The 21,882-nt window shown below is 53.6% G+C and carries 13 protein-coding genes; 6 read left to right on the top strand and 7 right to left on the bottom strand.

Translation table 11 applies throughout. The annotated features are described in order from the left end of the window. The first annotated feature begins 87 nt into the window (after positions 1–87). Both IPK01_07930 and IPK01_07925 read left to right on the top strand, forming a co-directional pair. Entirely contained in the window at positions 88–1,368 is a 1,281-nt protein-coding gene (locus IPK01_07930) for an insulinase family protein (protein MBK7933422.1), read from the top strand. 42 nt (positions 1,369–1,410) lie between these two features. Further along, positions 1,411–2,073 (top strand): hypothetical protein, encoded by a 663-nt coding sequence (locus IPK01_07925; protein ID MBK7933421.1) that lies wholly within the window; start codon positions 1,411–1,413, stop codon positions 2,071–2,073. On the opposite strand, the gene queC is transcribed toward IPK01_07925, so the two are convergent. From queC to IPK01_07890, 7 genes are all read right to left on the bottom strand, one after another. Then, positions 2,058–2,732: a 7-cyano-7-deazaguanine synthase QueC gene (queC, locus tag IPK01_07920; protein MBK7933420.1), complete on the bottom strand. Its 675-nt coding sequence runs from the start codon at positions 2,730–2,732 to the stop codon at positions 2,058–2,060. The genes IPK01_07925 and queC overlap by 16 nt on opposite strands. After that, positions 2,722–3,381, bottom strand: a complete 660-nt coding sequence (locus IPK01_07915) for a radical SAM protein (GenBank protein ID MBK7933419.1) — start codon at positions 3,379–3,381, stop codon at positions 2,722–2,724. Before IPK01_07915 ends, queC begins: the two co-directional genes overlap by 11 nt. Position 3,382: 1 nt before the next feature. Then, complete coding sequence (locus IPK01_07910) at positions 3,383–3,871, bottom strand: hypothetical protein (GenBank protein ID MBK7933418.1); 489 nt, start codon at positions 3,869–3,871, stop codon at positions 3,383–3,385. A gap of 4 nt (positions 3,872–3,875) precedes the next feature. Continuing rightward, positions 3,876–4,310 carry a hypothetical protein gene (locus tag IPK01_07905; GenBank protein MBK7933417.1) on the bottom strand — a complete coding sequence of 145 codons (435 nt, stop codon included), beginning with the start codon at positions 4,308–4,310 and terminating at the stop codon, positions 3,876–3,878. A 115-nt stretch (positions 4,311–4,425) separates the two neighbouring features. Continuing rightward, complete coding sequence (locus IPK01_07900) at positions 4,426–5,430, bottom strand: hypothetical protein (GenBank protein ID MBK7933416.1); 1,005 nt, start codon at positions 5,428–5,430, stop codon at positions 4,426–4,428. A gap of 2 nt (positions 5,431–5,432) precedes the next feature. Beyond that, positions 5,433–6,071 (bottom strand): hypothetical protein, encoded by a 639-nt coding sequence (locus IPK01_07895; GenBank protein MBK7933415.1) that lies wholly within the window; start codon positions 6,069–6,071, stop codon positions 5,433–5,435. 52 nt (positions 6,072–6,123) lie between these two features. Beyond that, positions 6,124–6,744, bottom strand: a complete 621-nt coding sequence (locus IPK01_07890; GenBank protein ID MBK7933414.1) for a hypothetical protein — start codon at positions 6,742–6,744, stop codon at positions 6,124–6,126. Positions 6,745–6,884: 140 nt separating this feature from the next. Between IPK01_07890 and IPK01_07885 the strand changes: the two genes are divergently transcribed. The 4 genes from IPK01_07885 (at position 6,885) to IPK01_07870 (ending at position 21,806) form a co-directional block, all read left to right on the top strand. Continuing rightward, the gene (locus IPK01_07885) at positions 6,885–8,195 is read left to right on the top strand and encodes an aminopeptidase P N-terminal domain-containing protein (GenBank protein ID MBK7933413.1); all 1,311 of its coding nucleotides are present in this window, start codon (positions 6,885–6,887) and stop codon (positions 8,193–8,195) included. 19 nt (positions 8,196–8,214) lie between these two features. After that, a complete protein-coding gene (locus tag IPK01_07880; protein MBK7933412.1) occupies positions 8,215–8,625 on the top strand; it encodes a DoxX family protein in 411 nt (136 codons plus the stop codon). 173 nt (positions 8,626–8,798) lie between these two features. Further along, positions 8,799–14,270, top strand: a complete 5,472-nt coding sequence (locus tag IPK01_07875; protein ID MBK7933411.1) for a right-handed parallel beta-helix repeat-containing protein — start codon at positions 8,799–8,801, stop codon at positions 14,268–14,270. A gap of 255 nt (positions 14,271–14,525) precedes the next feature. Further along, the gene (locus IPK01_07870) at positions 14,526–21,806 is read left to right on the top strand and encodes a CSLREA domain-containing protein (GenBank protein ID MBK7933410.1); all 7,281 of its coding nucleotides are present in this window, start codon (positions 14,526–14,528) and stop codon (positions 21,804–21,806) included. Positions 21,807–21,882: the final 76 nt, after the last annotated feature.

The following is a 21,882-nucleotide window of genomic DNA, read 5'->3' as shown; positions in this document are numbered from 1 at the left end:
CGCTAAATCCGCTTCATCCGCGTTCTATTCCGTCCGCGTTCAAATTTTCTTTTCGCAGTCGAAATGTTAGGCTCTATCCTTTCGCAAATGAAAGAAGAAATACAACAAACACGTCTTGATAACGGCCTGACTATTCTCACCGACCGTATGCCGGGCGTCCGTTCGGCGACGCTTGGGTTCTTTTTTCGCGTCGGTTCGCGGCAGGAACCGTTGGAGCTCAACGGCATCTCGCATTTTATTGAGCACACGGTATTTAAGGGCACAGCGAAGAGAACAGCATTGGACATCGCGATCGAGCAAGACCGTTTGGGCGGGAATCTGGATGCATTCACCTCGCACGAGGAAACGGGCTTTGCGATCAAGGTGATCGACGACCAACTGCCGCGTGCGTTCGACCTGATCGCCGATATGCTCGTAAATCCGCGTTTCGACGAGGCCGATCTCAAGGCCGAACAAAAGGTCATCATCGAGGAGATGAAAATGGTCGAAGATTCGCCCGAAGACCATCTCGGCGACCTTTTCAACGAAGCCGTTTTTGGCTCGCATCCGTTGGGCTTGTCGATCGCGGGGACGCCTGAAACAGTAAGATCTTTTGACCGCGAAAAGACGCGTAAATATTTTGTCGAGACGTATAATGCGTCGAATCTGGTGATCGCCGCCGCGGGGAATGTGGATCATGAGGCGCTCGTCGAGTTGGTTCAGAGTGCAGGCTTCAGCCTGTCTTCTCTGGGTGCTGAGGACAAGCTAAAGCTTGCACTCTCAACTCCTTCGCTCGCGGCGCCGATCGTGATCAAGCAAAACCCAAACCTCGAACAGGCACACCTGATCATCGCGACGCCGCTCGTTTCGGCGACCGACGAACGCCGATATGCGGCCGATCTGCTTTCAAATATCATCGGCGGCGGAACTTCGAGCCGATTGTGGCAGAAGATACGCGAGGAACGCGGCCTTGCATACAGCGTTGGGGCTTCGGCTGTGATGTATCAGGACGTCGGGATGTTTTCGGTCTTTGCCGGAACGTCGCCGGATCAAGTCGAAGAGGTCGTCGAACTCGCCGTCGCCGAGATGCGTGATTTCGCCAAGAACGGCGTGATCAACGACGAACTCGACCTCGCCAAGGCCCAAACGACCGCCTCGATTCTACTCGGCCTCGAAGACTCCGCCGGGCGTGCCGCCACGCTCGCCCAATCCGAAATGGTCCACGGACGCCAGATCTCACTCGACGAAGCCCTCGACGCCATCAACGCCGTCACGACCGGCGACATTCACGCTCTCGCAAGCGAACATTTTCGCACCGAGAATGTGATGTTTGCGGCTCTCGGCGATCTGGCCGGACTTACGATCGGCCGCGAACATTTGGCGATCTGAAAATTCACATTCATTTCACAAAAAAGGGCGTATAATCGCGCCATGAATCTAAAGCGCGTATTTCTTTATCTTCTGATAACGTCGGTTGCGATCAGTGCCCTTTTGGGAATTGGCGTGATCTTGTTCGGCAATTTTGGCGAGCTCGAGGTTCGCGTACTGTTGACGACGCTGACGGTCACGGTGACAAGCATTTTGGGGCTCGCGTGCGGTGCCTATTATGAAACGGGACGCGGGCGTAATCTGCCGCTTGCGGGCATTGTCTTGTCGCTCGTTTCCGCGTTGATGGTATTCCTGATCATCTGGAACGTGCTCGATGATAACAGTAATTTCATCAAAGCAACGCTTACCGCAGTAATGCTCGCAGTCTCGTGTTCCCATCTGTCGCTGCTGTCGATCGCTCGGCTTGACCGCCGATTTGCGTGGTCGCAGATCGCCGCGTTTGTGTTTGTCGCCGTGTTGGACGCGATACTGCTCTATATTCTGTGGTTCGAACCGACCAGTGACAGCGATCTGGTCTCGCGGATCATCGGCGTATTGTCGATCTTGATCGCTTCGATCACCGTGATAACGCCGGTGTTTCACAAACTCAGTGCCGGTGGGATACAGATCGCCGATATTGATGCCGAGATATTAGGACTGCAGGCGAAGATCACCGAACTCGAGGCGAAAAAGGCGGAATTGACCGGCAATCAGGAACCGGAATAATTGATAGGATCCGTCACACCTGCCAGCTTGAAACCACGCAGCCTCAACGCACACGAATCACACGTGCCGCACGCAAGCTGCTCGCTGCGGTAGCATGACCACGTCAGATGCAGCGGTGCGTCGAGGTCGATTCCCTTTTGAACGATCTCGGCTTTCGAAAGTTCAATGATGGGCGTACGGATCTCGATACGCGTGTCAGGTTTTGTGCCGGTGTCTATTGTCTTTTGGAACGCCGCGTAAAATTCGGGCTGGCAATCGGGATAACCGCTTGAGTCTTCGGCCACGGCTCCGATGTAGATCGAGCTTGCACCGATCACTTCGGCCCAGCTGGTCGCGATCGCGAGCATATTTGCATTGCGAAACGGGACATAACTGGTCGGAATTTTGGTCGATGCAAGGTCGGCCTCAGTGACGGCGTTATTCGCGTCGGTCAGCGAAGAACCGCCGATCTTGGCGAGATATTCGATCGAAACATCTAGCCGTTGCCTAATGCCGTAATGATCGGCGATGTCGTTGAACGCCTTTCGTTCTCTCGCCTCAGTTCGCTGTCCATATGAAATGTGAAGGAACGCCAGTTCGTCATTTTCAGATCGCGCCATCGCCGCCGTTACGCACGAATCCATTCCGCCTGAAACCAAAACGATAGAACTACACGCCATGAACATCCGCTCCCCAAACGTATTTGTGTATCTGCAAATTGAAACGAACTGGCAGACCGCTCTTCGCGACCGACTCAGCAATGGGTCGCATGTCGATGCCGTGGATGGGCGAAATAAGGATCTCCTTTGTTAGCGAAGCCAGATCGTATCTCGCTATCGTCTCTTTCGCAAATTCCCAATCAGCGATGTCAGCAACGACGAATTTTACTTCGTCGAGGTCGGGCCGCAGGCGAAAGAGATTGGGCCAGTGGTTCCGCTCAGCCTCGCCTGACGCCGGGCATTTTATGTCAAGGATGATCTTCGCACGCGGATCGACGTCTTCGGTCGAAACATAGCCTCCGGTCTCGATGAGCACTTCATATCCGCGGTCGCAAAGTTCGGTGATGAACGGAAAAGCCGACCTCTGAGCAAGCGGTTCACCGCCCGTCACCTCAACGAGGCTGCAGCCGTATCCATCGAGTTTCGCAAAGATATCGTCGAACGGCAGACGCTCGCCGCCGGTGAATGTATATTCGCTGTCGCACCAAACGCAACGCATCGGACACCCGGTCAGACGCACGAACGAACACGGCCGCCCGGCGTGCGACGATTCGCCCTGGATCGACAGGAAAATTTCGGTTATTCGCAGGACGCGGGCGTTTTCGGTCATCTCAATCGAACCTGAACGACGCCGCGATCTTGGTCACGATCGGGTCGTACTTTGCCTTTTCGGTCTTTTTGTATTCTATCGTGAATGTAGCGAATACCGCCCCGCCGTCACCGTCAGAACCGTTGAGCATCGTCTTTTGGTAATAGACCTTGTTTCCCTTTGTGCCTGAGATGACGTAGCCGCTATTTTGCAAAACCTTGTACGTGACCCCTCGGCCGTATTCGTTCAAATCTTTTTCGTATGCCTCCCGCACCGTGTCCATCAAGGCATTGTATTGCCCCCAGACACGGAGCTCGGCCCCGCCTTTTGCCAGAAAAACGCGGCCGTCGCCGTTCGCTGATTCTTCCTGCGGGACAAAGACCTTGGTCGGATATTTGATCGAATACTCAAAACGCGAATTGTAATACGTGACGTAGCCGCTCTGCCCGGCAGATGTCTGCACAAGCAAAAAAATTGTAAATAACGATAATGTGATAATTGAACTTCGCATATGCTTAAAAGAGGCCAAACCAGCCTACTGCGTTCATTATCTCGCCAAATCCGAACGATGCAAGGTTAGCGATCACAATTGCCGAAAATGATCGCGTCCAGTCGCCTTTTTCCAGAATATCTCTGCCTCTAAACGCAAGCCAAAACAGTATGCACTCGCCCAACGGAGCGAATATCTCAGCCACGAGCAAGTACAATGCACGCGACTGACCGAAAAAGATCGCCGGTAGAACGAGGACGACGATCGGATATGTACACGCCGTAAGCCAAACGCCGCAAGCAAGTTTTTGCCTCGTCGTCAGCTTTTGCGAGAGACCGAAGAATAGGATCGGAGTTTCGATCAAGATCGTGACAAGATAACCGAGCGGCAGAAACGCCCACAGATCACCCAGCGGCAAGTTCTGGGTTTGTACAAAATCGACCTCGTCAAAAAGGAACATAAGAGTTTTTACCGCGAAAGTTGCGAAAATAAATAAATTAAGAGATCAATTTATTCAGGAACTCACGCTGTCACTGCCATTTCCTCATTTTTCGGATCTTTTGCGTATTTCGCGGTTACAACATCTTAATAAGGAACGGAAATTCCGCCATTACGTGGGCAATGGCAAACGCAAAATAGATGTCGCGCGTCGTTGTGTAATCAACTGCGAAACCGAACCACAACGCGATCACCAAAACGACACTGACTGCAAAAACGGTCAATACGATCTTCGGAAACCCGCGTTTGTTCGACAGAAGCGGTATCTCGCTCCACCGCCACGGGATCGCACGGCGATCGACCAGAGGTATCAGCAATATCCAGACGAAATAGTGTATCGACTCGAGAAATACGTGCGTCGCAACCAGAACATGACTTGAAATTCCCGGTAGTATCTCGCTGCCCGCGTGCTGTGAAATTCGCCAGAAAAGATTTGTCTCCTCAGACAGATTCGGCCGCGACGAAAACGCCAGCCAGATCGCTATCACGAAAACAGGGATCGTTGCCAAACAGAAATGATACGCCCTAAGCCATTCGGGTTTCGTCCGTCTGATCTGCCGCCCAAGAAACCACATCGCGATGAACGGATGAATGTAAACAAGAGCGAGACTCCAATATTGCGGCACGATCCAAGCAAGGGCAGCGAGCAGGAATGCGACCGGAAATGCAAGAGTCCAGTCGCTCTTAGGCCGCTGTTTGCCGCGTAGATAAAACAGCAAGCCAACCCAAAGGATGAACGCCGTGTTCCACGTCGCCGCGAATATCGCCCAACCCGCTCCGCTCCATAGCCAATTTCCGCTTGCGAAACAAAGCGTCAGATAGGCGGCGGCAAGGACTACCACGCCGCCGATACCAACACTATAAAACAATCGCGACTTGCCCCAACGCAGCGGCATACGGGCGGCGAAGTAGCGAAACTCCATAACGTTATGCACGCCCGCAAACACAAAGATCGTCGCGATCGACGCCGCCAACGGAAAACTTCCGATCAATGCCGCCGCTACCGCACACGCCAAGACGAACGCACCAACAAAAACGTGTGCGCTCGTCAATTCAAAACGATAGGTGCGTACCTCCTGCAAAGCTACTCGTTATTTGCCGGCGAGATCTTTATTATTTTCTCCGTGTTCGCGGCCGGTTGCGGGTCGGGAATGATCAATTCGATCTCGTCGCCGTCGGTCTTCTCGACCCGGATGTTCCGTTCATGAGCATAATCCCCGCCAAACATCGCACTTCGGTTGAAGATCTTGTTTGTAATGCCTGACACAGGCGGCGGGCCGACGTTCGCGTAAACATAGGTCGCGGTCACCGCGATACCTGACATCACGCCGACAACGACGAGATTTCGAACGCCCTTAGACGACGCCTTACCCGAACGAATGAACCAAAATCCGCCAAATACAAAAGCGAGGCTCAGAAACGCACCGCTAATTATCGTCTGTGTTTTCGTCCAGTTACTGCCGCCGCCGGTTGTCACTGCAGCTGTGTCGTCTGCACTGTCGTCCGCCGCTTCGAGCTCGGCACGAAGGTACTTGAGCGTTGTTTTGGGGATCCGCAGCACAGGCCGGCTGGCATTGCGGTCGAGTGTGATCGACATATCGGCCGTGGCGTTATAGAGAACTTTCGGCGTGCGATCCGGCTTTTGGTCAGGACGGGCTATGTCCGAGAAAGCGATGACCGAACAGAACATCATTACCAATGCCAAAGCGAGTATTCGTTTCATTATTATCTCCTTTTATTCGACGGGCGACCGGTCATTGACTGACACGGATCGGTTATTCATTATCCTTATTGCCTTCTTTCTCTTTATCATTCGGCCAGTTCTTCGGAGCCGGCACATTGAGTTCGACTGCGGATGATTCCGAAACGGTCAGGTTGATGGAGCCGCCCGCAGACGTCCAATAGCCGAAAGCTTTCTTGTCAAAAAGCGTGCTCGATACGCTTCGCAACGCAGCCGGCGGTCCGGCATTGCCGTAAACAAAAGTCGCTGTCGTTCCGATCAGGCCGATCATCGCCAGAACCACGAGCGATTTGCCGGACCTTGATGCGGATCTGCCGCTGCGAACAAACCAGATCCCGCCGAAGACGAAAGCCAGACTGAGAAATGCACCGCTGACGATGGTCTGCAAACGCGAAAAACTGCCTGTCGCTGCGGCTGTATTGTCGCTTTCACTGTCAAGCTGCTCGATCTCGGCCCGAAGCTGCTTGAGCTTTTCGCGGGGAATGCTCAGCGTGGCGACCTTTGTATTTGAGTCCATACGGATCGACATATAAGCCTTTACCGGATCTGACTTTGGAGCGGGCGTCGGTTTTGACGTTCTCTCCGGCGCGATGTCCGAATATGCGGCAAACGCTGCCGTCAAGATCAACACCGAAAGGCAAAGTACTCGTTTCATTTTTATCTCCTGAAGTGATGCAAAATTTTCGTGAATTATAACAGTATTTATCCAATAATGAACGACCTATGATGCGTAAATCTGCATCTGATTTGGCTGCGTGTTGCGGCAATTAACCGCTCGCGTTACAATTTCGTCATATGCGAGCACAACTAAAGCGATTTATCGAGGCAATGGACGAAAATTCAATCGCGATCATTCCGGCGGCACACGAAGCGGTACGCAGCTACGATACCGAATACAAATTCCGCCAGGACTCCGATTTTTGGTACCTGACCGGCTTTCCCGAACCGGACGCGATCGCCGTGATCGACCCGAGTGCAAAGAAGCCGTATACGCTGTATGTGCGTCCCCGCGACCCGCTGATGGAGACGTGGTTCGGCCGCCGTCAGGGCGTCGAAGGTGCCGTCAAGAATTACGGTGCGGACAAGGCCGTGTCGATCGACAAGTTCGAGGCGGATCTGGGCAAATTGCTCGACGGGCACGACAAACTCTATTACCGTTTCGCTCTCGACTCGGCTCTCGATCAGAAGATCCTACATTACCTGTCGAATCAGCGTCAGCGGCGGCTCAAGACCGCATATCCGCCGCACACCATCGTCGATCCGACCGTCATCATCGGCGAAATGCGTCTGCACAAGAATGCCAAAGAGATCGAACAGATGCAGATCGCCGCTGACATCGCTGCCGAAGCACACATTCTGGCGATGAAAAAGGTCAAACCGGGCATGAACGAGGGCCAGGTCGAGTCATTGATGGAAGCATATATGCGCGACAAGGGCGCCAGCGGCGTGGCCTATAATTCGATCATTGGCGGCGGCGACAACGCGACCATTCTGCACTACGTCGAGAACAATATGCCGCTCAAGGACGGCGATCTGATCCTTATCGACGCCGGAGCCGAATTCGAAGGTTACGCATCGGACATCACGCGAACATTTCCGGTAAATGGCAAATTTTCGCCGGCTCAGCGTGAGGTCTATGACGTTGTTCTCGATGTCCAACTCCAGTGTATCGAATACACCAAGACCGGAAACACGGTCAAAGGCCGGCAGGATTTCTCGATCGAACTGCTGACCGAAGGAATGAAAAAGCTCGGCCTTCTCAAAGGCAAGACCAAGGACCTGATAAAGAAAAAGTCCTACATGAAATACTACATGCACGGCGTCGGCCACTATCTCGGCCTCGATGTTCATGACGCCGGAAGGTATTTCACCGATCAGCAGGCGAAAAACTCGAAGCCGTTTGCTCCGGGAATGGTCTTGACCGTCGAACCAGGCCTTTACATCCCGCCCGATGACAAGACCGCACCGGCCAAATATCGCGGCATCGGCATCCGAATCGAGGACGATGTGGTCGTTACGAAAGACGGCAACCTAAATCTCACGTCGAAAGTGACAAAGGACCCGGACGAGATCGAAGCCCTAATGCAGAAGCCCGCACGTAAGTAAGGGCGTCACAATCAACATTATGTCCGTCGATGCGATCATCAAAGAACTCCCCGCACTTTTCTCGGCCCTGTTCGTGGCGATACTGTTCATCCAGTCGGGCCTCGACAAGGTCTTCGATTGGAAAGGCAATCTCGAGTGGCTCACCGGCCATTTCTCGAAAACATTTTTAAGCCGCTTTGTCTGGATAATGCTCGCAAAGATCACGATCGCCGAACTGCTGACCGGATCGCTCGCTGCGGCCGGCATCATATATTTCTTCGCCGCAGGTTCGACGTTGCTCATCTTTTACGCCTCGATCCTCGGAACCGCTTCGATCACCGCCCTTTTCTTCGGCCAGCGTGTCGCCAAGGACTACGCCGGAGCCGCCGTCCTTGTGCCATATTTCATCCTCCTGATCGCGATGATGTATCTGACAATTCCCAAGGCCTAGCCCTTATTCGTGTTTCACCAATATAAGCAGACCTCGGCCGGTGCATCCCCACCGGCCTTGTTTTTTGGCGGACATCGATCGGACGGAAAAAATGTCGGTTTTTACCGTCATTTTACGCATTACTCCTTAGCCACACTAGATTTCGAATTTTTTAGGACTATTCGGGGATCGATATGCGTTTTTTCTACATCGGAGCATTCTTTCTGCTTTCATCGGCCACCTTTTTTCTGACGGGAGTCTCGTCGCAGTCTATCGTCACGGACGACCTCCTCACAGAAACAAATAGATTTCAGAAGGCCCCAGATCTCGCTATGCTTTCCGAAGCGATCAAAGATGTTGCGGGACATGACGTGATTGCTTCGCCGGGTTCGACGCTTACGAAGCTAGTGTCTAGCGGCCCCGGCGAGGAAAATGATTTCTTCGGATTGGATGTGGCGATCGATGGGGACACGGCCGTTGTTGGATCTTACAACGAAAGAACGGGACCGTATAGGATGGGCGCGGCGCATGTGTATGTCTGGAATGGATCGAGTTGGGGGCATCAGCAGAAGTTAAATCCTCCGCCAACCTCATCGGGTATGGATTTTGGCCGATCGGTAGGAATTTCGGGCGATACGATAATCATCGGTGCTCCAACTCGTAGCTGTGGAGCTTCCGCCCCAGATTGTGGGTCCGTCTATTTCTTTCAGCGCAGCGGCACGACTTGGACCGAACAACAAAGGCTTAGTGTAAGCGATTTTGAATCAGTTCATCTCTTCGGCTCGGAGGTTGCCATCTCCGGCGACACGGCCGTCGCTGCAGCAAAGGAGAACTTGATCAGTGGTCTTTCTCCGGGTGTGGTCTACTTTTTACAGAGGAGCGGCTCGGTTTGGACAGAAGTTCAAAGGGTTACACATGGTGGAAACACCAACGATGGCTTTGGCTACAGCATCGCTGTCGATGGAAACACGGCGGCCATTGGCTTCCCTGCCTTTGCAAATTCCATCGGCGGAGTTTGTGTTTACGAGAGAGGCGGATCAGCTTGGGGCCAAACCGCCTGCCTTTTGCCGAACGAACCAAACCAAGGCTGCTTCGGCGAAGCCGTGTCGATTTCCGGAAGTTCGCTTCTGGTCGGTGCTCCGTGCTCGCAGCCGGGCTCCGTCGGGGGAGCCGGATATGTCTTCGTCAAAGAAGTGGGGAATGGCTGGCAGCAGCAGGCAAAGCTGACGGCGCCAGACGCGGTTTCGCCCGACGGCCTTGGCATTGCCGGGGCGATAGACGGTGACCGGGTGATATTGGGGGCATGGTTCAATAATAGTGAAAGAGGGGCCGCCTATACATTTAGCCGATGCCTAGCGGATTGGGCATTTGAGGAAAAGCTGGTAGCCCCTGACGCCGCTCTCGGCGATCATCTCGGCCGAAGTGTCGCCATTTTTGAAAACAAAGCGATCATGGGCGCACCACGTGCCGAAATCGGCGGCATCGATGACCAAGGCGCCGCTTACACCGTAGCCATAGGGTCCGAGCTGTGCGATATTTCGATTGTCGTCAATCGCACCACAGACGAATCCGACGACGATATCGACGACGACGTCTGCGACATCGACGAAAATACCCTCGAACAGGAATGTACGCTTCGCGCGGCCATCGAGACAGCAAATGCAAAGGCCGGCCGTGACATAATCTCATTTGACATTTCGGGCGGCGGTGTCAAAACGATCTCGCCGGGCAGCACTCTGCCATTGATCGACGAATCGGTCTCCATCAACGCCTCAACACAGCCCGGTTATGTGTCTAGCCCATTGATACAGATCGTTGGCGGGTCCGGTGCAAATCCCGCACTCGGCCTCGTTGCCGGCAGCGACAACTCGCGTATCAAGGGACTTTCTATCACAGGTTTCGAGACCGGAATTGCCATTCACAGTTGGGGCAATAGTATCGAGAGTTGTTATCTGGGATTGAAAGCTGACGGTACTGCACCAACATCAGGCCAGCAAGCCTTCGGTGCGGTATTGGTAAATGGAGCTTCGAATAACATCATCGGCGGTACCGACGCGATCGAAGGGAATACTATCGGCAACCTCTCGACCGGCATCGGATTTTTCGGAGGAGCCGGCTCAAACCGTGTCCTCAATAACAAGATCGGAACTAACGCTGCCGGCAACACGAGTATGCCGAACGAGGTAGGCGTTCTGATCAACGGGGCGAATGGCAACAAGATCGGCGAGGCCGGCGACGGCAATCTGATCTCAGGAAATCTATACGGAGTTGAAATATATAACGCTTCAGCGACATTCGTCAGAGGAAATAATATTGGGACTGACGTATCTGGCACTACGGCGATTCCGAATTATATCGGTGTCGTTATTGAGTTAGCCGGCAACAATAAGGTCGGCGACGTTACGACCGCCGACGGTAACCTGATCTCCGGAAACGACGCATACGGCGTCGCCCTTTTTTCCAATACAGCGAACAACATTATCGCCGGAAACAACATCGGCACAAAGGCGAACGGCACCGAGGTTCTGGGAAACGGGGCGTTCGGCATCATCATCTCCGAGGGAGCAAACGCGAACACCATCGATAACAACGTAATCGGAGGCCATACGTTGGCCCTACAAGCTGGCGGAATTGTGACTACCTCAGATGCCGGAGCCGCAAACAGGATCATAGATAATCACATCGGAGTGGTCCGCGGCGGCACGACCGGAATACCAAATAATATTGGTATCAAGATCTTTGCCAATGGCCAGATCGTCGGCGAGCAAGGCCACCCGAACACGATCTGTAATAGCTCGGAAGCCGGAGTCTTTATCGCGAGTACCGCGTCAACGGACGCGACCGGAAACCTTGTTCAATATAATCTGATCGGTACCGACGGGACGCAGTCGATCGGCGAGCAGACGATAGGCGTAGCTATCGCCGGGGCCTCGGGAAACACGGTCGCCTTCAACGTGATCGCGAACAATGAGGCCGGAGTTGCGATCATTGACGGCGCGAGCGAAAACATCGTTAATGGCAACAAGATCGGCACGGCGGCCAATGGCGTTACTCCTTTCCCAAACTTTCTGGGTGTAGCGGTCGATGCATCTCAGGACAACACCATAAAAGACAATCTCGTGTCCGGTAACGATTACGGCATCTTTATCGGTAATTCGGAGGAAGTTGCGGGCAAAAGGAAAGTATCGCCTAGATCTGCCCTTCGGCGGTCTCCATCGGGCTCTTCAACATACGCGACCGGCAACAAACTTTCAGGCAATATCGTCGGCCTCAACGCCGATCAAACCGCTCCGATATTAAGCGGTGTCGGAATATGGGTGGGCCAGAATGCTCGTGCGAATATCGTCGGGACTGCGGACGGCGGGCGCAACGTCATTGCCGGAAATTCCAGCTTCGGCTTGGTCATTGGAACACTCGTAAGTAACCCGCCCGCGGATGTCCGTCCGAGGGACAACATAGTTCAAAGAAATCTGATCGGCATTTCCGCAAACGGAGAAGCGTTTTCGAACAGCATCGGTATCGTTCTGTCGCAAACGTCCGGAAATACTATCGGAGGGGCAAGTGAGGATCTAGGAAACACGATCGTCGCGTCGGTATCCGATGGAATAGGCATCGCCGATGCAAATGGCATTACCATTATCAATAACCTTATCGGCATATTGTCTTCTTCAGTTTTTAGTCCGGGGGGAAATCAACGGGCGTCAGGGGCCGGCACGACGTACGGCAATGGCAGACACGGGATCTATGTGAATAACGCGGCAGACAACACGATCGGCATTGCCGGAGGCGGCAATATGATTGCCGGAAATCAAGGTGACGGCATCAAGGTCGAAAACTCCGATTCGACCCAGATCCTTGCCAATATGATCGGAGTGTACCAGGAACAAGCGATCACACTCGCAAAGGCAAATTCCGGGAACGGGATCAACGTGGCAAACTCCAATGGCACTGTAATTGGAGGTGTTGATAACAATTTGTCTAACATGATCGCCGCGAATACTAAGGCCGCTCTTCTCATTGACCAGGCTTCGCAATTGGTCATAGTTAAGAACAACCTAATGGGCACGGTGATCAGACAGCTCGGCCAATTAAATGCAGAGAGAAACTTGGGCTCGGCAGGGCAGAACTTTGGGAACGGTCTTGGCGGGATCAAGATCACCAATGGTTCAACTCTCAATACCATCGGTGGAACTGAAGCGAACTCCGGAAACATTATCGCAAATAACGGCGGGGACGGTATCGAAATATCAAACTCACCCGGAAACATCATTGGCGGAGCCGGAGTTGGCAACACCATCGCCGCAAATACCGGAAATGGGATCTCGATAGTGGGATCGTCAGCGGTGGGCAATGTTTTGACCGGCAACTTGATCGGTACGACCGCATCGGCTCCCGTCCTTGAACGCAAACGGATGCGGGGGAGTACGTTGGGAAATGGAGGCCACGGGGTCTATGTTCAGGATGCTCCCAACACCCAGATCGGTCAGGCGGGGACTGGCGGAGGTAACAAGATATTCGACAACTCTCTTGCGGGGATCAAGGTACACAGCCCGACCGGCACCTTCCCGTTGGGTGCCCAGATGTTCGTTAGCAGTAACGATGTCTCGTTCAATCTCGAGGAGGGCATGATGATCACCGTCGCACACGACGCTCTACACATCGTACAGGACAATACCTTCGAAGGTAATGGAAAGGCAGGTATCGACCTGGCCGATTCAGACAATAATTCTGTGACTCAAAATGTTGTCTCCGCCAATGGCGAAGCAGGCGTCGTCTTGACGGGGCCGGTAACCGCTCGGAATAACGTTCGGGGCAACATTATTGCCGAGAACGTCAGCCACGGCGTGAACATTACGAACGGAGCGAACACAAACAATATCGGCGGCCCTGCTTCCGGCGAAGGCAATACGATCCGGAATAATGGCGGGTCTGGTATCTACCTTAGCCCCACGGCTGGTTCCGGAAACAACCTTGACCCAAACAGTATTTATGGAAACGCTCTCCGAGGCATCGATATCGGCGGCGATGGCCACACGCCGAACGATCCGACTGACGCTGACACAGGGCCGAACAATTTTCAGAATTACCCGGAGATCATGTCGACCCAAGTGATAAACAACGAACTTTTCGTCACTTTTCGTATCGATTCTGCACCGGCATATTCGTCTTACGGAATGAATGGCATTTACGTCGAATTTTTCAAGGCAGATGCCAACAGCGAGGGCGAGCGGTTCCTCGGATCGACGCACTATACGCTGGACGATTACAATTCGCTGGTTCCGGGGATCAAAACCGTAAATCTCGGTGATCTGACCACTCTTGGGATCAACGGTACCGACGCGATCACCTCAACCGCCACTGACGCAAACGGCAACACGTCCGAGTTCACACCTCGTTTTGGGCCGACGTCAGCGGGCGTGAACGTCTCAGGACGAGTGACGACCGCTGACGGAGCCGGTCTGCGGAACGCTATCGTTTCCATCACCGATATGGCGGGCAACATCAGCACCGCGCGGACGGGTTCGTTCGGCTATTACAAATTCGAGGACGTTCCCGCCGGCGGGACCTATGTGATCGCTGTTACGTCCAAAAGGTTCAGCTTTACACCGCGAATAGTCACGATCGGCGAAAGTGTGACCGATATCGACTTCGTCGCTAATTACTGAATCCCGCATTCCGCCGGACCGATCTCCCTCTCCCACAAAAAAAAGCCCCGGGCTCTTGAGCCCGGGGCATTTTTTATCGGCAGATAGTCACCAAGCCCAACGGCTCAGGTTTTCGTCGAAACTATTTCCTCTTTTGGAGCCCATCAAAAGAATTTATAAAAGCTGGCTTGGTTTTACCGATTTTCACGCATACACCAATAACAGAAATCTACGTCTCTTATTGTGTGTAATCCGCGGGAGAAATCTATGTCGAAAATGTCTGCTTTATTGCGTTTTGGTTTTCTAGTCAGTTTGGTTTCGATCTCAGTTACCTTATTTTTGCCGTTTGTTTCGTCGCAAAACACCACCGCTTCTGACGATACGAGCAAAGACGCTCCGGCGTCGATCACAGCAAAAGGTGTCGGATTTCCTCGGGTCAGCTTCGAGGATGGAAAGGACCTCCCCGCCCCGCAGGGAGCGCAAAGCGGCTCGGCTCCACGATCGATGACCGCCGCAGACTTCGATTCCGATGGCGTTCCCGATCTGGTCAACGTTGACGCCGGCGGAGCTGTAAGGATCTACCAAGGCAATGTCGATTCGATCTTCCCGAACAACACCGGAGTGGAAACGCGAAAAGCCGCAGGCTCGTTCGTCGACGCTCCGTTCTACGCTAGTCGAGGAGCATTCTCATTGCCGGCCGCTCCTGACTATCTGGAATCCGGTGACTTTAACGCGGATGGACACGCGGATCTCCTAACGGCTTCAAATGGCGGAAGCAGCCTCTACGTCTCGGCGGGCGATGGAAAGGGCAATTTCATACACACGACGGAATTCACTCTCCCCGGCAGCATAACGGCCCTGGCTGTCGGCGAGATCGGCCGGCGCGATGGTCAGACGGATGTTGCGGTTTCAGTACAAGGTGGAAAAGGCTCGATGCTTTTGGTTTTCGAGAACCCTCAAGGAGCATTTGTACACGGGCTGGAATTCATTCAACTTCCTTCGCCTGCCGCTGATCTGGCTATCGGTAACCTCGATACCGATTATTTTGGCGATATCGTCGCAGCAAGTGGGAACCGGTTGACGTTTGTACGCGGGCGTGGACATGTATCACCGTGGGATTCGATCGAGGGCTACGATATCAAGCGGCCTACTGCGATCGTCGAGACAAGGTCGATGCCATTCAATATTGCGGCTCTGACCTCCGGGAACTTCACCGAGAAGCGCGGCCGGAGCCTCGCGATCCTGACGACCGATGGCGCTGTCGTTACGCTCGATTCGCCCGTTGCCGACAGACGGCCGACGCTCGCCAAGAACGTGAAAGGCGAAAACTTGGCGGTTCCTGTGCGATCCGGATCGAAGAGGCTTTCCAAGTTTAAGGCTTATGCAGAACGCATGGAGACGCCGGGAGAAGCTGGGATAACGCCAGGAAATGTTGGCGGGAAAGTGGACCCGCCCGATGACGCGTCACCGGGGTTCCCGATCGAGTACCAGACCACCGACCTCGCCGTGCAGGGTACTAATTTATCGCCGGAATCGCGCGAGAAAGCGACGGCAGGTTTCCTTCGCTCGATCTCACCTGCCGATACGGCACCGCTCGCCCAGTGGAAATTAGAAACTATCGTCCGCGACGCAAAACTCGCGAACGCCGCTGCGTCGCTGTCATTGTCAAAGCTTGTAAAAGTTCGCGTTTCCGATTCGGGACGCGACGAGCTCGCGTTTATCGACTCGGCTTCGAATCAAATTCACTTGATGATCCGAGAGAATCTCAGGCGCAACAGTTCAACGACGGCGAACGAGATAGTGTCGCTTGATGTCGATGGTTCCGCAGTTGCGATCCGTCCGATGCGTCTGAACTCGGATGCTCTTTCGGATCTCGTCGTGCTCCGACAAGGAGCCTCGGAGCCATCCGTCATATTGACATCGCCTGCTGCGACGTTCGTCGTCAATACTACGAGCGACGAGGATGATGGATCATGCGGCGCCTCGTGCTCGTTCCGGGAAGCGATTCAGGCAGCAAATAACTCCAACGGCGTAGACACGATCACGTTCAGCATTGGATCTGGTTTTAGGATCCTCCAACCCGAATCAGCGCTGCCGAGGGTGGAATATCCGGTGACGATCGACGCTACCACGCAACCCGGTTTTTCCAGCGTCCCGATCATCGAGGTATTCGGCAATCTTGCTGGCGAAGGTTCAAACGGTTTAGATATCAACACCTCCGACTCAGTCGTTCGCGGACTCGCCGTGACCGGATTCGAGCAACTCTACAACGAGAACGATGAGACTTACACTGGCGGAGCCGGGATCGCCATTTTTAACTTCGTGGGCGAAACGTTCGCCGGATTCAATATCATCGAAGGAAACTATCTCGGAAATACGGGGTCCGGCACACAGGATCGGGGCAACGAAGCTTCCGGGCTTCTGATCTACGATTCGGATGACAACTTTATCGGCGGAGTGAGTTCCTTCGCCCGGAATGTGCTGTCTGGAAACGGCGATGCAGAGGTTCCGAACGGTGAAAATTTCGGCACCGGTCTGACCGTGATCGACGGCCGGTCTACTTTCATCTTTGGAAACTTCATCGGCCTGAACTCCAATGGCAACGCGGCTCTCGCAAACTCGGCAGGCATCCACCTCTCCGGCGCAGACAATCTCGTAGGAAGCGATCAGCCCGGTTCGGGCAATACGATCTCGGGGAACCGCCACCTTTTCCCCGTATCGAACGATCCGGAAGGATGCCTCGGCGATGGCGTCCTCGAACTGTCGCCTTTCAATTTAGAGACCGGCGAATGGGTTACTGAGAATAGTACTTTCAAAGGAAACAGGATCGGTACTAACGCGGCTGGAACAAGCCGTATCGGAAACTGCCGCTCCGGGATCTACACCAGTCCCCGAAACACCGCCACTATCGGCTCAGTCACTTCCTCGGGACGTAATATTGTCTCCGGTAATAGCGAAGGCGGTATTATTTGCTCCCCCCGGCGGCCGATCGAGATCGTCGGAGGATTTCTGACTGAGGCTGCTGCCGGTCCGTTTGTACCTGAGGGCAGCTGCAGAGTCGGCGGTAACAACGTCGGCACCGATGTGACCGGCAGCATCGCGATCCCCAACGATTACAATCGCCTACCTATACCTGCTGGCGGGTCCATCTGGACGGTCAATCTTTTCGGCGCATTGGGTGTTTTAAATACGGAAACGTTTTCGACTATCGGAGGCACCAGCGGAATATCGCCCGATAGCTGCACGGGGTTCTGCAACCTCGTCTCCGGGAATGCTAACTTCGATCCGAGTTCGGGCTCGGGGTTCTCAACCACGACCGGCATCGTTCGCGCCGGGCGGCTTGGAGACGTCGGCATCTGGAATAATTATGTCGGAACGAACAGGACCGGCACTGAAGCGCTGCCGAACGACAATGGGATCGCAATGTTCGCGGCCGGGACCTCAAGGATCGGCGATGTCCTGACCGGTCAGGGCGGAAACCAGACTTCGCTGGGCAATCTCATTTCGGGGAATAGGGGCTTCGCGATAACCTCCTCCTCGTTTGGCGACAATGGAAGCCTTTCGCTGTTTCTTGTTTATGGGAACCTTATCGGCACCGACCGGACGGGATCAACCGCGATTCCGAACGCCGACGGAATTCAATTCTACGATCCACGAGGTGCGGCGGTCATCGGCGGTTCAGATCCGATCACACGCAATGTGATCTCGGGAAATACCGGCAGCGGAATTATTTTTCTGCCGGGCGTTCCGGCTGCTGCGACCGTCAACAACTATATTGGCGTAAACAAGAATGGAGCCCCGCTTGGCAACGGCCGCGACGGTGTGGAACTGCGGGGCGAGTTCGACCACATCGGCGATACAGGCTTGGGCAATGTGATCGCCTACAACGGGCGCAACGGTATAACCGTTAGCGGATATTTTACCGATTTCGCCGAGAGCAACCGCATCCGGTTCAATTCAATTCACAGCAATGGAGCACTCGGGATCGATCTTTCCGCATCGACCGTTAGCAATCCACAGCCCGACGGCGTTACGGAGAACGATTGTCAGGACTCCGATAACGGCGCGAACAAACTCCAAAACTATCCCATCCTGACGACACCGATCTTCAACCAGAGCGGAACCGTAACAGTCGGCGGGGCTTTCGGCAGCGAGGCTTCTAAAACTTACACCCTTGATTTTTATTCAAACTCTTCGCCCGATTCTTCAAACTACGGCGAGGGAGAAACCTACATCGGATCGCACACCGTCACAACTGATTCAAGCGGCCGGACCGCGTTTCTTTTTTCCTCCACGGGCCCGGTTTCTTCCGATCTCAAGATATCCGCAACCGCAACGGACTCGGACGGAAATACAAGCGAATTCTCGTGCTATGCGGGAGAATGTTCTGTTTCCGGCGCCCTAACGGAACAAGAGTCCGCAATGAGCCTAGCCGGTGGCAGTTGCCCAATCGGATTCTTTGTAAATATCAACACCGACGAATCCGATCCCAATCCGGCCGACGGCATTTGCGATGTAGATTTCAATACCACCGGGGAACAGTGCAGCCTCAGGGCAGCGATTCAAACGACGAATGTTATCGCAGGCACCGATTACATCTATTTCAACATCCCGGGTGGCGGCATTCAGACGATCTTGGTGCTCAGCGATCTGCCGCCGATCACCGAGAAAGTTTTCATCAATGCCACATTCCAACCCGGCTATGCCGGTACACCTGTCGTCGAAGTCAATGGTGCCGCTACCAGCATTACCTCTAACGGTTTTGTCTTTGCCGCAGGCAGTGATGATTCTTTACTAACGGGATTGACGATCAATCGCTTCGGCGATTCGGGAGTCCTAATACAGGCGAATGACGTTGATGTCACTAAATGCTATATCGGCATATTCGCTGACGGTATCACCGAGGACCCTGCTGGTAAACAGCGTCGCGGGGTCCTTATCACAGGCGCCCGAAACACGATCGGAGGAGATCGTGATGCAGCCGAGCCAAGTACCGGCTCTAACAACCTGCTCGTCGGAAACTCAGTCGAGCAGATCAAGATCATCGGCACATCGGCAGTGGGCAATACGGTCCTAGGCAACTCGATAGGCTTCACGCTTTCCGACACCGAACGATCACGGCTCAGTGAGGCGGACGGGATCGTTTTGGATGCTGGCTCTTCAGGCAATCATGTCGGCGGGAATGGCGATATTATGTTGAGAAATGTCATCCAGGGACAAATTGCGGTCATGATCCGGGAGTCCGACGGGAATTTTGTAACTAACAACGGTATCGGTAATAGTGCCGCCGGCGTCGCGATATTCCAGGGAGCGAACAACACCATTGGCGGAATAGTGCGTTCTGAAAACGAATACACTGACCGAAATCTGATAGCGAACAATATCATCGGAGTTATACTATCCGATTTCTTCGAGATTCCCGCTGAATTCACCCGAAACTCTCCGGACGTGGACGATAAAGACTGCAAGGGAGCTTCTGATGAGCGCAAAAGGAGGGCGAACTCAAGACGGTTCTCGGCGGGTGAAACGATACGGACGACGGGGAACAAAATACTCGGCAATCTAATCGGTATTCGCAGCCAAGCTGACCCGATCGATGATTATAGTAACTGTGTCGGGGTCGTGATTTCTGAGGCGTCTGGTAATTTCGTGGGAGCAGACGTGGATGGCTACCTCAATTTTATTAGCGGCAATAAAGAAGGCGGGATCATAATCGATCACCTCGGAACGCAAAATACGATCCAGAGAAATTATATCGGCACCACCCGAACCGGCACCGAGTCGCACCCGAACCTGCATGGCGTCGATATTGCCGGAAATGTGAACTTTGTCAGGAACAATATCATTGCAGGAAATACAGAAACGGGCGTCACCATTGAGAGGCATGTAGAATCGGATACGATTCCGACTGGTAATGTGGTCGAGAATAACCGCATCGGTCTAAGTCGCGAAGATGTAATGCTTCCGCAGGAAAAGGGAATCTACGTGCAGGGCATAGGCAACACAATTCAAAACAATAATATTAGTGGCAATTCGATAGCCGGGATCGACATCCTCGGCGATTCCAATTCGATACTCAACAACCTGATCGGGACAGATCGGACGGGGAACGAGGCCAGGCCGAACACGGATTTCGGGATCCTCATTACAAGCTCTAACAACACAATTTCGGGAAATACTATCTCTGGAAATGGTAGCGGGGTCACGATCATTCGGCCAGTTGAGGATCCCAAGATCGAGGCTTCGGGAAACCGCCTCCTTGGAAACTATATCGGAACCAATTCTGCAGGTACCGTTGCGCTTCCCGGACAAACGCACGGAGTTGCGATCGCCAACGGCGCCGACAACAATACTATCGGGGGAACAACCGCCGATTCTCGAAACGTTATCTCCGGGAACACGCAGATTGGGATCTCGCTCCAGCCCGGTGCCGTCCCGGCAGCGTCGGCTCCGTTCGGAACCAAGATACAAGGCAACTATATTGGCACGAATGCGGCCGGTACGGCGGTTATTCCGAACGGAATTATGGGCTTAGAAATTAGCGAAACCTTGGAAACGTTGATCGGTGGCTTTGGAGCGGATATGCCCGGAGCTCGAAACGTGATCTCCGGTAACAGTCAGCATGGAATATTCCTGCGAAGCAACACCCTGAATACGCGCATTTCCGGTAATTACATCGGCACGGCCTCCGACGGCACCAGTCCACTCGGAAATATCGGAAATGGTATTTTTCTGCAGCGAGGCGTTGGAAGGACGACGATTGGGGGCCTTGAGCCGAATGCCGGGAACACGATCGCATATAACGGAAAGAATGGAATTCTCATGGCTGTCGACGCCGGCCAAAACAACATTATTGACCCGAACAGCATCTTTGCCAATGCCCTAATGGGAATCGACATCGGCGATGACGGCCATACGCTGAATGATCCTCTTGACGCCGATACCGGGCCGAATAATTTGCAGAATTACCCCGAAATTGTTTCGACGCGAGTAGTAAACGATGATGTTATCGTTAGTTTGCGTGTTGATTCGGCACCGGCGAACTCCGCCTATGGGATGAACGGTATTTATATCGAGTTCTTCAAGGCCGATGCAGGCAGTGAGGGTGAGCGGTTTATTGGTTCGACGTTTTATACTCTGGCCGACTACAATTCGCTCGCTCCCGGGACAAAGACCGTAAACCTCGGAAATATCTACACTCTCGGAATTCTCGGTACCGATATGATCACCGCTTCGGCGACCGACGCAAACGGTAACACGTCCGAATTCACACCTCGATTTGGCCCAACTGCCGCAGGCGTGAGCATTTCCGGCCGCATAAAAACTCCTTCCGGAGGTGGGCTGACGAATGCCTCTGTTTCGATCACCGATTCAACCGGTAATCGCCGCACGGTTTTGACAGGTTCTCTTGGATACTACAGGTTCCAGGACGTCCCGTCCGGGGAGACATACGTGATCGCGGTCAGCTCTAAGCGGTACACCTTCTCGTCGCAGATAGTGGCGGTGAACGACGACCTGACCGATGTTGATTTTGTTGGATCAGAGAACTCGCCATAGTTGAAAGTTGTCCGCTAACTCGAACAAAAAAGCCCCGAGCATTTGAGCCCGGGGCATTTTTTATCAAAACGCTAAA

This window comes from Acidobacteriota bacterium, assembly GCA_016713675.1.
Classification (GTDB): Bacteria; Acidobacteriota; Blastocatellia; order Pyrinomonadales; family Pyrinomonadaceae; genus OLB17.
The sequence above is the reverse complement of the archived record's forward strand: the minus strand, read 5'-3'. Positions and strand labels throughout refer to the sequence as shown.